Source organism: Pseudoalteromonas sp. A25 (assembly GCF_009176705.1).
Lineage (GTDB): Bacteria > Pseudomonadota > Gammaproteobacteria > Enterobacterales > Alteromonadaceae > Pseudoalteromonas.
Genome location: NZ_AP021846.1, coordinates 3,200,287 through 3,213,135 on the forward strand (window position 1 = coordinate 3,200,287; position 12,849 = coordinate 3,213,135).

The 12,849-nt window shown below is 42.8% G+C and carries 12 protein-coding genes; 8 read left to right on the top strand and 4 right to left on the bottom strand.

All coding sequences use genetic code 11. The annotated features are described in order from the left end of the window. Positions 1 to 12: 12 nt before the first annotated feature. The 5 genes from purD to serA all read left to right on the top strand — a co-directional run bounded on the left by purD (position 13) and on the right by serA (position 4,559). Positions 13 to 1,299 carry a phosphoribosylamine--glycine ligase gene (gene purD / locus GDK41_RS13805; RefSeq protein ID WP_152086955.1) on the top strand — a complete coding sequence of 429 codons (1,287 nt, stop codon included), beginning with the start codon at positions 13 to 15 and terminating at the stop codon, positions 1,297 to 1,299. 124 nt (positions 1,300 to 1,423) lie between these two features. Further along, complete coding sequence (locus tag GDK41_RS13810) at positions 1,424 to 1,972, top strand: hypothetical protein (protein WP_152086956.1); 549 nt, start codon at positions 1,424 to 1,426, stop codon at positions 1,970 to 1,972. A gap of 4 nt (positions 1,973 to 1,976) precedes the next feature. Then, a complete protein-coding gene (locus GDK41_RS13815) occupies positions 1,977 to 2,585 on the top strand; it encodes a 5-formyltetrahydrofolate cyclo-ligase (protein ID WP_152086957.1) in 609 nt (202 codons plus the stop codon). 78 nt (positions 2,586 to 2,663) lie between these two features. Beyond that, positions 2,664 to 3,317 (top strand): ribose-5-phosphate isomerase RpiA, encoded by a 654-nt coding sequence (gene rpiA / locus GDK41_RS13820; protein WP_152086958.1) that lies wholly within the window; start codon positions 2,664 to 2,666, stop codon positions 3,315 to 3,317. Positions 3,318 to 3,329: 12 nt separating this feature from the next. Further along, entirely contained in the window at positions 3,330 to 4,559 is a 1,230-nt protein-coding gene (serA, locus tag GDK41_RS13825; RefSeq protein ID WP_152086959.1) for a phosphoglycerate dehydrogenase, read from the top strand. Positions 4,560 to 4,695: 136 nt separating this feature from the next. Here the strand turns inward: serA and GDK41_RS13830 are convergent, their stop codons facing one another. Continuing rightward, positions 4,696 to 5,604 (bottom strand): hypothetical protein, encoded by a 909-nt coding sequence (locus GDK41_RS13830; protein ID WP_152086960.1) that lies wholly within the window; start codon positions 5,602 to 5,604, stop codon positions 4,696 to 4,698. Positions 5,605 to 5,618: 14 nt separating this feature from the next. Continuing rightward, on the bottom strand, positions 5,619 to 6,989 hold the full coding sequence (gene radA / locus GDK41_RS13835) for a DNA repair protein RadA (RefSeq protein WP_152087590.1): 1,371 nt from the start codon (positions 6,987 to 6,989) through the stop codon (positions 5,619 to 5,621). Positions 6,990 to 7,185: 196 nt separating this feature from the next. Here radA and GDK41_RS13840 point away from each other — a divergent pair, with 196 nt between their 5' ends. Next, the gene (locus tag GDK41_RS13840) at positions 7,186 to 9,684 is read left to right on the top strand and encodes a PilZ domain-containing protein (RefSeq protein WP_152086961.1); all 2,499 of its coding nucleotides are present in this window, start codon (positions 7,186 to 7,188) and stop codon (positions 9,682 to 9,684) included. Between the two features lie 45 nt (positions 9,685 to 9,729). On the opposite strand, the gene ampE is transcribed toward GDK41_RS13840, so the two are convergent. Continuing rightward, entirely contained in the window at positions 9,730 to 10,572 is an 843-nt protein-coding gene (gene ampE / locus GDK41_RS13845) for a beta-lactamase regulator AmpE (RefSeq protein WP_152086962.1), read from the bottom strand. Next, positions 10,569 to 11,123, bottom strand: coding sequence for a 1,6-anhydro-N-acetylmuramyl-L-alanine amidase AmpD (gene ampD, locus GDK41_RS13850; RefSeq protein WP_152086963.1), 555 nt, complete (start codon positions 11,121 to 11,123; stop codon positions 10,569 to 10,571). The genes ampE and ampD overlap by 4 nt, the downstream gene beginning before the upstream one ends. 136 nt (positions 11,124 to 11,259) lie before the next feature. Between ampD and nadC the strand changes: the two genes are divergently transcribed. Together nadC and GDK41_RS20455 are read left to right on the top strand one after the other, a co-directional pair. After that, the gene (gene nadC, locus GDK41_RS13855; protein ID WP_152086964.1) at positions 11,260 to 12,117 is read left to right on the top strand and encodes a carboxylating nicotinate-nucleotide diphosphorylase; all 858 of its coding nucleotides are present in this window, start codon (positions 11,260 to 11,262) and stop codon (positions 12,115 to 12,117) included. Positions 12,118 to 12,359: 242 nt separating this feature from the next. After that, a complete protein-coding gene (locus tag GDK41_RS20455; protein ID WP_152086965.1) occupies positions 12,360 to 12,821 on the top strand; it encodes a pilin in 462 nt (153 codons plus the stop codon). The last annotated feature ends 28 nt before the right edge of the window (positions 12,822 to 12,849 follow it).

Consider the following 12,849-nt stretch of genomic DNA (forward strand, 5'->3'; position numbering starts at 1 on the left):
GAAAATTACGCCATGAATGTACTTGTCATTGGCAGTGGTGGCCGCGAGCATGCTCTTGCGTTCAAAGCCGCTCAAAACCCATCGGTTAAAACAGTTTTTGTAGCACCAGGTAATGCTGGCACAGCGTTAGAGCCTAAATTAAGTAACGTAGCAATTGGTGTTGAAGACATTGATGCGCTGGTTAATTTTGCAAAAGATAACAAGGTAGAGCTGACGATTGTCGGTCCTGAAGCACCTCTTGTAATTGGTGTGGTCGACCGTTTTCGCGAAGAAGGCTTAGCCATTTTTGGTCCTACCGCTGCGGCTGCACAATTAGAAGGCTCGAAGTCTTTTACAAAAGATTTCTTAGCGCGTCACAACATTCCTACAGCCAAATACCAAACATTTGAGCAAGTAGAGCCCGCATTAGCCTATTTGAAAGAACAGGGTGCACCAATTGTAGTTAAAGCCGACGGATTAGCGGCTGGTAAAGGCGTAATTGTTGCAATGACAGAGGCGGAAGCCGAAGAGGCTATCCGCGATATGTTAGCGGGCAATGCCTTTGGTGAAGCTGGTAGCCGTGTCGTCATCGAAGAGTTCCTTGAAGGTGAAGAAGCCTCATTCATCGTAATGGTTGATGGCAAAAATGTTTTACCGTTTGCGACCAGTCAGGATCATAAACGTGCATATAATGGAGATGAAGGTCCAAACACCGGTGGTATGGGCGCATACTCTCCAGCTCCAGTTGTTACGGCACATATCCACCAGCGTATTATGGACGAAGTTATTCACCCAACCGTTGAGGGAATGGCTAGTGAAGGTAATCCGTATACCGGTTTCTTATACGCAGGTCTAATGATCACGGCAGACGGCACACCTAAAGTCATCGAATATAACTGTCGTTTTGGTGATCCTGAAACGCAGCCTATCATGTTACGCTTGCAATCAGATCTGGTTGAACTTATTGAAGCAGCAAACAAAGAGGAGCTTGATAAGTTTGATATTAAGTTTGACCCTCGAGCTGCTGTTGGCGTTGTTTTGGCAGCTAAGGGCTACCCTGGTAGCTACCCGAAAGGGGATGCCATTCAAGGTCTGCAAGTAAGCTATCCAGAAGGGGAAAAAGTATTCCACGCAGGCACAAAACAAGAAGGTGAAGACGTGGTCACTGCTGGCGGTCGTGTTTTATGTGCAACAGCACTGGGACACTCAGTCACAGAGGCGCAAAAGCGTGCTTATTCCCTTGTCAAAGATATCCACTGGGATGGTGTAGAGTATCGAACGGATATTGCGTATCGCGCTATTGCTCGAGAGCAAGAATAAACATTTACCAAGGCCAGCGTATGCTGGCCTACTTATTTTTCCACTAAACATCCTACTACAACGCATTCGCAACCTATAAAAAATTGGGTATACTCAAAGCATTAGCAAAGCTTTAGGATCAATCATGTCACAGAAATACCGCGTCGCATTTGTCGAACTAGACAACACTACAACAGCTGAAGAGGTTGTGACAAATTTAAGTACTAAGTTAAAAATTTCACCACAAAAGGCGGCTAGCTTTCTTGCTAACAAACCGCTATTTGCTGCGGCTGATAAAACCAAATGTTTGAAGCAGGTTAAGCTTCTTGCCAGTTTAGGCGTTCAAGCAAAGCTAGTTGCAATAGAGGAAAGTGCACCTCAAACAAGCATTCAGCAGCAAAAAGATGAACGCGTATTTGAAGCGTTAGATTACATCACGAGTAGCCTAATACGTATTGAAGAACGTTTAGAGGAGCTTGAACAGCGTCTACCCGAGCAAGCGCATGAGCCACAGGAGCAAGACTCACCGCAGTGGCAAGAGGAAGAGTTATTCAATGAGTTAGAGCTAGATATTGAACCAAGCGAAAAAGTGCCTGCGCGCAAAGTACAATATGCCCTTGGCGCTGTACTCGTACTGCTACTAATCGTGCTAGCTTTAGCTATTATGTACCCACACTGGTTTAGTTTAAATTAAATATATGGCGAATTATCAATCCCCTTCAACGTTATCTCGTAGAGAAATCCGCAAGAATATTAGAAAAAAAAGGAACAGCCTGACTCCTTCAGAACAAATTTCCGCCGCGAAAAAAATTAACATTAATTTTTTTCAACATAAAAACCTACCGAAAAACACCAAAATAGGGCTCTACTTAAGCAATGATGGAGAACTAGATACATCAAAATTAATTCAATCACTTATAAACAAAAACCACCATGTATTCCTGCCTATTATCCACCCTTTCAACGGCACCACTTTACTCTTTCAAAGATATGAAAAAAATTCACCCATGAAGCTTAATCGCTATGCTATCTTGGAGCCCAAGTTGAACTGCAGTCATATTTGCCCACTTTACGAGCTGGATTACTTGTTAATGCCACTTGTCGCATTTGACCACTTGGGAAATCGTTTAGGGATGGGCGGCGGTTATTACGATAAAACATTGGCTCGTTATTACAAAGAGCACATGAAAAAGCCAGAGCTAATTGGCCTTGCACATGATTGCCAAAAAGTTGAGCAACTGCCAACTGAAGCATGGGATGTTCCACTGCAGCAAATCATTACGCCAAGCAAATTTTATCAATGGTAAAGCGCAAACAGACTCATTCTAAAGAAACAATTACGGTATACTCACAGTGTTCTATTTGACAACACAGTGAATTACGTAATGACCCAAGATGAAATGAAAAAAGCAGCTGCGTGGGCTGCATTAGAATATGTAAAAAACGGAACTATAGTGGGTGTTGGAACTGGCTCTACAGTTAACCACTTTATCGATGCCTTAGGCAGTATTAAAGAGCAAATTAAAGGCGCCGTTTCAAGCTCTGAAGCATCAACACAAAAGCTCAAGGCACTAGGTATTGAAGTATTTGAGCTTAACGATGTAGACAAACTGGATATTTATGTCGACGGTGCCGACGAAATAAACACCAGTAATGACATGATCAAAGGTGGAGGAGCCGCTCTAACGCGTGAAAAAATCGTGGCCGCGGTTGCTAACCAGTTTATCTGCATTGTAGATAATACTAAGCATGTTTCTACGCTGGGTTCTTTTCCTCTACCGGTGGAAGTGATCCCAATGGCTCGCAGCTATGTTGCGAGAGAACTATTAAAATTAGGTGGCGACCCAGTTTATCGACAAGGGGTGATCACTGATAACGGCAATGTCATTCTTGATGTGCATAATCTGCAAATTAAGGAACCAAAGCAGTTAGAACAAACTATCAACCAAATCGTCGGCGTTGTGACTAATGGCTTATTTGCACAGCGTGGAGCCGATATTGTTATTACCGGGACCCCTGAGGGGCCTAAGATCAGTTAATAGGAATCAGTCATGAGTAAGGTATCGCTAGCCAAAGATAAGATTAAAATTTTGTTGTTAGAGGGCGTACACCAAAGCGCTGTCGAAACGCTAAAGCGCAATGGCTATAGTAATATTGATTACGTCAAAACATCGTTACCTGAAAATGATCTAAAAGAGCGTATCAAAGATGCCCACTTTGTGGGTATCCGTTCACGTACCCATCTAACTGATGCAGTGCTCAATGCGGCAGAAAAACTGGTTGCGGTGGGCTGTTTTTGTATCGGCACGAATCAAGTTGACCTGCAAGCCGCACGCGAACGTGGCATTGCGGTTTTTAATGCTCCTTTTTCAAACACGCGCTCTGTAGCCGAGCTTGTGTTGGGTGAGATCTTGCTCCTCTTACGTGGTATTCCACAACGCAACGCTATGGCACACCGTGGAGAATGGTTTAAATCTGCCATCGGCTCATATGAAGCCCGCGGTAAAACCCTCGGCATTATTGGCTACGGCCATATTGGCACGCAGCTGGGGATCATGGCAGAAAATATCGGCATGAAGGTCGAGTTTTATGATATTGAAGACAAACTCACACTGGGTAATGCACAGCAAATTCAAAACATGACGCAACTTTTACAACGTTCTGACGTTGTGAGTTTACATGTGCCCGAAACACCATCAACCAAAAACCTAATCGGCATGGCTGAATTAGAAGTAATGAAACAAGGTGCTATTTTAATTAACGCCTCTCGCGGTACCGTGGTGGATATTGATGCCCTAGCTGAAGCGCTTAGAGATAAAAAGCTGGCTGGCGCTGCAATAGATGTATTCCCTGTAGAGCCGAAGTCTAATGATGAAGAGTTTGTTTCTCCGTTACGCGAGTTTGATAATGTTATTTTAACCCCTCACGTTGGTGGCTCAACACAAGAAGCTCAAGAAAACATTGGCATAGAAGTGGCTGGAAAAATAGCTAAATACTCTGACAATGGCTCAACGTTGAGTGCAGTTAACTTTCCTGAAGTATCGCTGCCAGAACTTGCTAACCGCAGCCGATTATTACACGTACACCAAAACCGACCTGGCGTACTAACACAAATTAACCAAGCATTTGCACAGCATGGTATTAACATTGCTGCGCAATATCTACAAACAGATGACACGATAGGCTATGTTGTTATTGATGTAGATAGCGATCATTCAGAAGTCGCTTTAAAAGAGCTCAGTGCTGTTGAAGGGACTATTCGTGCCCGTATATTACATTAATTAAGCACGTTATTTTGGGACATAGAGCCTTAGCGATAGCAAAGCTTCATTAGTAAATTAGTAAGCTGCTCGCTTGTGTGGGGTTTAGCTCCTTGAAATAAAAAAGATTAAGGCCGCATTTGCGGCCTTATCTTTTTTATTGCCCGGTAATTTGCAAGTTGATGTGATCAGCAAACGCTTCCGGCTCTCCCTCAAAAGATTGCACTTGTTCCGAGAGCTCCCCCATACTCGTGCCCTGAGGCAACTGTAAAGACACATCCAAACGTTGCAAGCCACGCGCAAAAGCCAGCAGTGCTTTTTTGGTGCGCTGAGCCATCTGCGCATTATGCAGCTGGGTTTCAAGCATTTGATAAAAGTCACCCCTATCAAGAGCAGAGCCCAACAATAGTTCAGTAAACAACTGCTGCAACTGCCCTTTATTTTGCACACTGAACTGTACCGTATCTAATTGAGCACGTTGCAAAGCTTCAAGCGCAGAGTTTTGTAACGCGCTTAGCTGAGCTGGTGAGCTATCACTGGGTTGCTGCATTAAACGCTGAGAAGCCTCCATCAATGGTGTCATGTTTTGCAATTGAACAGACAAATTGGCCGCCATAACATCACGTGCACCTAAACTGACTTTTATTGCACTTTTACTTGTACTGCGCTCAAAAGATAATGAAAAGCTAAAATCCACTCGGCTACTTTGTAGAAGCGGTGGTAGATCAGGGAACTGTTTTTTATAAAAATCACTTAAGTGTACGCCAATCAAACTCACTTCGGTTAGTTCACTAACCTTGTGTTTTTGATACCCTTCTAAACTCACGCGTTCAGCACTGACTATTTGGCGCTGCTTAGCATCTGTAACAGCCACGCCCTGCAAACTTACTTTATCTGTAAACAAAGATGCATCTAAACTATTATAACTAACTGAAATACCGCTTTTTTCCTCTACTGCCGTTAGTTGTTGCTCAAGCTCAGCGGCGGCTTTTTTATTTACCACATGCTGGGCAACACCGTATAACACAAGCCCAGCCCCTAGTACGACCAACAATGCCTTACGCATTAGCTACCTCTTTATTAAAATAGAGCCTCAAGTGCATCACTTAAGCTATTTACAGCAATGACTTCCATTCCTTCGATGGGCTCTTTTGGTTTATTTGCATTAGGCACGATAGCGCGCTTAAAGCCATGCTTGGCGGCTTCTTTTAAGCGCTCTTGACCACTTGGCACAGGTCGGATCTCGCCCCCAAGCCCCACTTCACCAAAAACAACCAGCTGTCGCTCCAAAGCATAATTTTTAAAACTCGAAACCAGCGCAACTATCAACGCTAAGTCGGCACTGGTTTCTGATACCTTAACCCCGCCAACAACGTTCACAAATACGTCCTGATCAGCGACTTGTAAGCCACCATGGCGATGTAAAACAGCAAGCAGCATCGCTAAGCGGTTTTGCTCCAACCCAACCGTAACCCGTCTTGGGTTAGCCAATTGCGAATAATCAACCAATGCTTGTACTTCAACTAATAAAGGCCTTGTTCCTTCCCAGATCACCATCACTAAAGAGCCTGGAGTTTGCTCTTCTGAGCGGTTTAAAAAAATAGCAGAGGGGTTACTCACCTCTTTAAGGCCTTGGCCTGTCATCGCAAAAACCCCAAGTTCATTCACCGCACCAAAGCGGTTTTTATTGCCTCGTAGGGTTCGAAAACGGCTATCAGCACTGCCTTCTAGCAAAATAGAACAGTCAATGCAGTGCTCTAATACCTTTGGACCTGCTAAGCTACCATCTTTGGTAACGTGGCCTACCATAAAAATTGCCACTTGATTTTGCTTTGCAAATCGAGTGAGATACGCCGCGCTCTCTCTTACCTGAGAGACACTACCTGGTGCCGATTGCACATCGTTCATATGCATAACCTGAATGGAGTCAATCACCATAATGCTAGGTTTTTCTTGTAAAGCTAATTGGCAAATAGTTTCTACATTGGTTTCAGCAAGTGTGCGTAGTTTATCCGTTGGCAACCCAAGGCGATTGGCACGCATGGCCACCTGCTGAAGCGACTCCTCACCTGTTACGTATAATGTGTTCATTGTCTGAGCGAGCAAACACATGGTCTGCAAAAGTACGGTACTTTTACCCGCACCAGGTGAACCACCAATCAAAATTGCACTACCAGGCACAACACCACCACCCAGCACCCTGTCAAACTCTTTAAAACCAGTACTAAAGCGCGGTAAGCTTTCTAGGTTTACCTCATCCAACGTTTGCACTTTAGCATCAACCATCCCTGCGTAACCTGCCATTGCAGCACTACGCGGGGGAGCCTTAACCGAAGGGACGCGAAACTCAGTGACTGTATTCCAAGCTCTACACTCTGAGCACTGCCCTTGCCAACGTGCAAACTCAGCACCGCAGTCGCTACAAACAAAAGCCGTTTTCTTTTTCACCATACTATTGGGCACACTTATTGCTTAATTTCTGTAACTTTATCTTGCTAAAATGTAAGTGTTTCATTAGCAGACTAAGTTAACAGAATTGTTTAGAATTAATTAACTATGATTTAGTATTGTCATAGTTTTGACTTGATATAACAAATAATAACGAATAAGCCTTGAAGCTTAAACACGGATAATAGAATGGGTCATTATGGCTGAAGATAAGCTACAGAAATATCAACCTCTGATCAAAGAGTTAAAATCGCAGTTGGGTGAACCTAACTTCGATAAGATTTTTGATCAAATGACTAAAGATATTTCCAAACCTGATCGATTCTTATTGAAAATGGAAATGTCGCGCCTATCGCAGCCTATTGCACGTTTTATTGACTTACGAGGCCAAGTTGCCGGTGAAGTTAAGCCTTATGAATATGAAGGGAAGCAACACTTTATGGATGACTTGGCCATAGAAGTGTTTGAACGTGAGATTGAGCGCCACGGTAAATATACGCTCGCTGTGTATGAAGAAGTAATGCAAACCGAAAATAATTATCGGGTAATGCAAAAAAAAGCACAAGACAACGAAAGTCTAACTGATGATATTGTTGCTGAACAACCGGACCACGCCAAGTTGATCCGCTTTGCTTCATACGAAAGCCGTATTGAAGAAAGGATGAACTACTCTATCAAGATCTCTGTTGAGTTAGGCAAAGGTCATGCTATCAATGGCACAACTTCTGATATTTCTCTCAGTGGTGCAAAAATAAAAATTCCAGCAAAAGAGCGCGTCAGACCGGCTCAACTTGTCAGTGTACGTCTGATCGGTTTAGAGCAAGAGTTTGAGCTTGGTCTGAAAGAGGGCATCCAATATGAGGTGGTGGCTGTAGAGCCTTTATCTAAAGAGCAACAGCATGTGCGCCTTAAAAGAACGTTTGTTGAAAACAGTAACGCTTTCGATGAGTTTTTAGATAGCTTCATTCACGGCAACAAACGTCGCTATAAAGTGAACCTAGATAACACGATGGATGCCATCGTGTGCAAGGGATATGAACAGTATTACCAACCAAGAGTCAGCTCGTTATTTGTTTTTATCTCGCAAACTGACAAGCACCTTTTGCCGACAATCGCGTTAACCAACGAAAACAATGCGTTCATTAATTATTACTTTGAGGATGAGAAAAAGTTCTCATGTTTGTACCAAGTGCTATCGCAAGCTCGGTTAAACGCCATGTTATCTTTACCAAGTGCCGTCAAAGAGGCGACGTTATATTGCTTCACGCATATTAAAGATGGAAAAATTTATCATTATTCAGCGTTTGACTTTGAACTCGCTAAGCAAGCACAAATTCGTAACCTGTTTGTAGCTTATGGCGCGCAAAAAAACAGCTGGCGAACCTTTAAAATACAACTGATGCCAAGCCACCCAGAGGATGCGTTTATTCCTTTGTCTTTACCAGCTAATGCAGGTAAAAATATTGAAAAACTCAACAAACCACCCACACCTCGAGTCCAAAGCTACATTAACAATGTCAAATATTTAGCCCTGATCACAGATATTTCTTCTAAACAGCAAAAAGATGCATATCTGGCACTTTCTTTTAACAAAGCTATTGTCAATCAACTCAAGATTTTTGGTCGTGGCAAGGCGTTAAATCCACCTAAATTAGAGGTGGTGTCTTTAGAGTATGTCAACTTACGCTCTCACAAACGCTATTTATATAAAACAGCAGTAACAATACATACCGAAAACCAAGCGCAAATCAGCGGCCATACTCTAGACTTATCCGTAATGGGGCTTCAGGTACAACTGGCTCAACCTTCAACAATGACGAAGGGCGATATTATTCACCTCGATTTACCTGATCTGCAAAAAATCACAAAGCAATACACGTTAAGTCATTTACGTTATGAAGTAGTGGCTGTAAGTAAAACTAAAACGACGATTAACCTCAAAGTCAGTAAGTTGACTGATTTACCGCAAGTAGCCAGTGAATTTTTTAAACTATTGATAGACAGTAATAAAGACAAACTACAACCTTGCAAAGAGTCGCCAAGGATCCCTGGGTTGTCTACGGCTCTAAGAAATATGGTCACCAAAAGCGTGTGTCAGTTCCCATTTTATTTACACAAAGAAACATCACATTATAAAATAGGTGCCGTAGGTGTAGGGCTCTACCCAACTCCAATCCATCGCTTACTTATGTATTATCACAATGCCAAGCCTGAACAGTTGAATATTAAACCTCTGTTCCCATCTGGGTTTATTGAGAGCACCTTGACTGAAACAATAAGAAAGCATAGCCGAAAAAGCAAACCCCTTAAATATACGCTTTTCGTTAGCTTTAACAACAACGAACAAGAGCTCACTAAAGCGCTGAAAAGCCATTGTATTGAACAAGGTGAGTCACTTGAGTCACTCGAACTTTTCTTGAAGCGCGCCGTGACCAAGCATATTTTGTTTGTGTTTCATTTACACGTATCTAAAACAGGCCGCCCGGATACCGATTATTTAGCAAATGAATTACGCTACGTCAGCCATTACGCCTTACACAAAGCAAAAGAGCTTGAAGAGGGTCTATGGCAAGTGACAGGTGTTTGCGACTTAATTGATGTGACAGATGAACAACTCAGGACGCTCAATCTAGATAACAAATTAATCACAGCGATGCGATTGAGAAAGCAAGCTTGGCTTAAAAGCTTGCTCAGTTAACGCGCACAATTAGAGTGGTTGCACCACTCTAATTGTGACTATCGATTATGCCAAATTACCAAATAGCGTAAGCAAAGCTATTAAAACCAAGTAGAACAATATGTTACGCTTTACTAAGCGCATCATGCAGGTGGCTTCATAAGTACACCCCGCGTATTGTTGTTCAATTTGCTCGGCGGCAAGCGCAGTCGAGGTAACTACACAACGATTCGAGACTTTAAAATCTAATACATATTTAAGCCAACAACTTGTTCCCTTTGAAAAGTTACCGATTATCAAGTAGCCAAAACTGGCCAGTCTCGCGGGTAACCAATCTAACCAGTGCAACAAAGTTTGCAGTCGTTGTCCGTGCTCTTTAAGCACATGCTCGGAACTTTCATCAATTGCCTCCAATATACTGCGGGATAATGCGTACAACACAGCGCCCGGTGCACCTAATAACACAAACCAAAACATCACCGCACAATAGTGACGAAAGTTGACCCAAACAAGCGTTTGTCCAAACCACTCCCCGCCTTGCTCTTGCTCTGTACGCTTTTGACCAATTTGCAGAGCATATAGCGTGGCGGCCTCATTATCACCTCTGGTTAATGCATTTAAATATCCCTTATAACGCGCTCGCTGATGTGCACATCCAAAACAAATGAGTAACACGCACACATTCAACAACAGTTCAATCAGTATAGAGTCAAACGCATCGTAGATAATCGCCAACAACATGCTTGGCATTACCAGCCAAATAAGCACCCCAAAGCCAGAATTAAAAATGCTTTTAATTGAACCGCTATGGGTAACGTACATATCAGCATAGTGACTCATTTGCCAATACTTTCCTCGTGCAGCCAAACGCTCAATAATCAACGCCAAAATGATCGAAATTAAAATCATAACAATGCTCTTTGCTGTTCTAATAGTTGATAAAATTTGGGCCATAAAAATGCAGGCCCAGGATCTGTTTTTCGCCCAGGTGCAATATCACAGTGTCCTACAATTCGTTGCTTAGTAATTGCTGGGTACGCTGTCATTAACTGCGATGTTAACGAGGCCAATTGTTCATACTGTAACTCGGTGTAGGCACAGTTATCTGTTCCTTCTAGCTCAATGCCAATGCTAAAATCATTGCAGTGCGCTCTATTTAAAAAACTCGACACCCCGGCATGCCATGCTCGCTTGCTAAAAGGCACATACTGGAGTACTTGCCCGTCTCGCCTAATAAAGCAATGCGCAGACACTTTAAGCCCGTTTAAATCACCAAAGCTTTCGTGTGCACTGCAATCAAGCATGCCGCAAAATAGCGCATCTACGTATGGCGTGCCAAACTGACCAGCTGGTAAAGAGATATTATGCACAACCAATAAAGAAACGCTCTCTTCCTCTGGCCTGTCGTCATAAAATGTACAGGGCCGCCTGTGAGCGCCTTCAAACCAGTCTAACGACATAATAAAAATGCTCTCTAATTATCATACTGTTACCTTATCAAGGTTGATATAAATTCACTAGCAACGATTGTGTATAAGTGCACAACACAGTAAAATTCTCGCTCTCTGCACATTAGCCAATACAAGTGACAAAACGATGCAAAGCCAACTTATCTCTAGTGAATTAATTAGCCAACTTGTAAAACAAGCACTTAACGAAGACTTAAACTATCAATCAGCAGCCGACGGTGATATTACGGCACAATTAATCCCAGCAGATGAGCAAGCCAACGCTTATGTGATCACGCGAGAGGACTGCGTTTTTTGCGGCAAAGAGCTTATTTTAGAAGTGTTTCAACAAGTCGACCCGCAAGTTAAAGTGGACGTGCTAGTCAATGATGGTGATCATGTCAGTGCAAACACCACGCTATTTGCAGCATCGGGCTCTGCTCGCGCTATTTTAACAGCTGAACGCACTGCACTGAACTTTGTACAAACCTTATCAGGCACAGCAACCACTACCGCGCATTACGTTAAAGCATTAGCAGGCAGTCAAACACAACTGCTTGACACCCGAAAAACAGTACCTGGTTTACGTGCACTACAAAAGTACGCTGTAAGCTGTGGTGGTGGGAAAAACCATCGCATTGGGCTGTTCGATGCCTTTTTAATAAAAGAAAACCACATTGCAGCATGTGGTGGTATAGCTAAAGCTGTATCGCAAGCGAAATGTAACCACCCAGACAAACCTGTGGAAGTTGAGGTTGAAAACCTAGAGGAGCTTAATCAAGCTTTAGCAGCTGGTGCCGATATTATTATGCTTGATAACTTTAGTGTTGCAGACATAAAACAAGCCGTTGCTTTGACTCAAAGCAAAGCGAAATTAGAGGTATCGGGTAACATGACGCTCGAGACATTAAGCACCTATGCGCAAGCCGGGGTCGATTTTATCTCCAGTGGTGCGCTAACTAAGCATGTGCACAGTATTGATCTTTCAATGCGTTTTAAATCATAGGTGCCAAGTAATTGCTTGTTTTTACAACTAACTTGTTGACAATATTGTACCTAAGCCTTTAAATACGACAAAAGAATGAGTGTTAAACACAAATTAACAAGCAAGCTTTCATAAACGACATAAAGCGCTGCTCGCTAAAAAAGCCTATACTTAACGTAGAATAGGTTCGTAACCATAAAGATTTTAATATCTTTTTAACTTACAATGCGTAAGGTATATATTTTTCCTTTAGGAGACAAAACATGGCAAGACAACAACAGGGTGGTTTTACCCTTATCGAATTGATGATAGTAGTGGCTATCATCGGTATTTTATCTGCTGTTGCATTACCAGCATATCAGGATTACGTCGCTAGAGCACAAGCAACCGAAGCGGTATCACTTTCAGCGGGTGCGAAAACTGCAATTGCTGAGTATCATCAAGTTAATGGATCATACCCTGATGCTAACTCAACGCCAACAAATACTAGCTTAGCAACTACTGGTACATACTCATCGCTAGCAGTTACTGCTGATACTGGTGTGATCACTGTAACAATGGGCTCAAACGCCGTTTCAGCCTTAACAGGAAAAACCTTTACATTAACTCCAAGTACTACTAATAACGCTTTTAAATGGGCGTGTACCAGTAATGCCGATGCAGCTCTACTACCGCAAGGTTGTACTGTGGCGTCATCTGGTGGTTCAGGCGGTTCAGGCGGCTAATCGCTGACAAACATAAATAGCAGCTGTT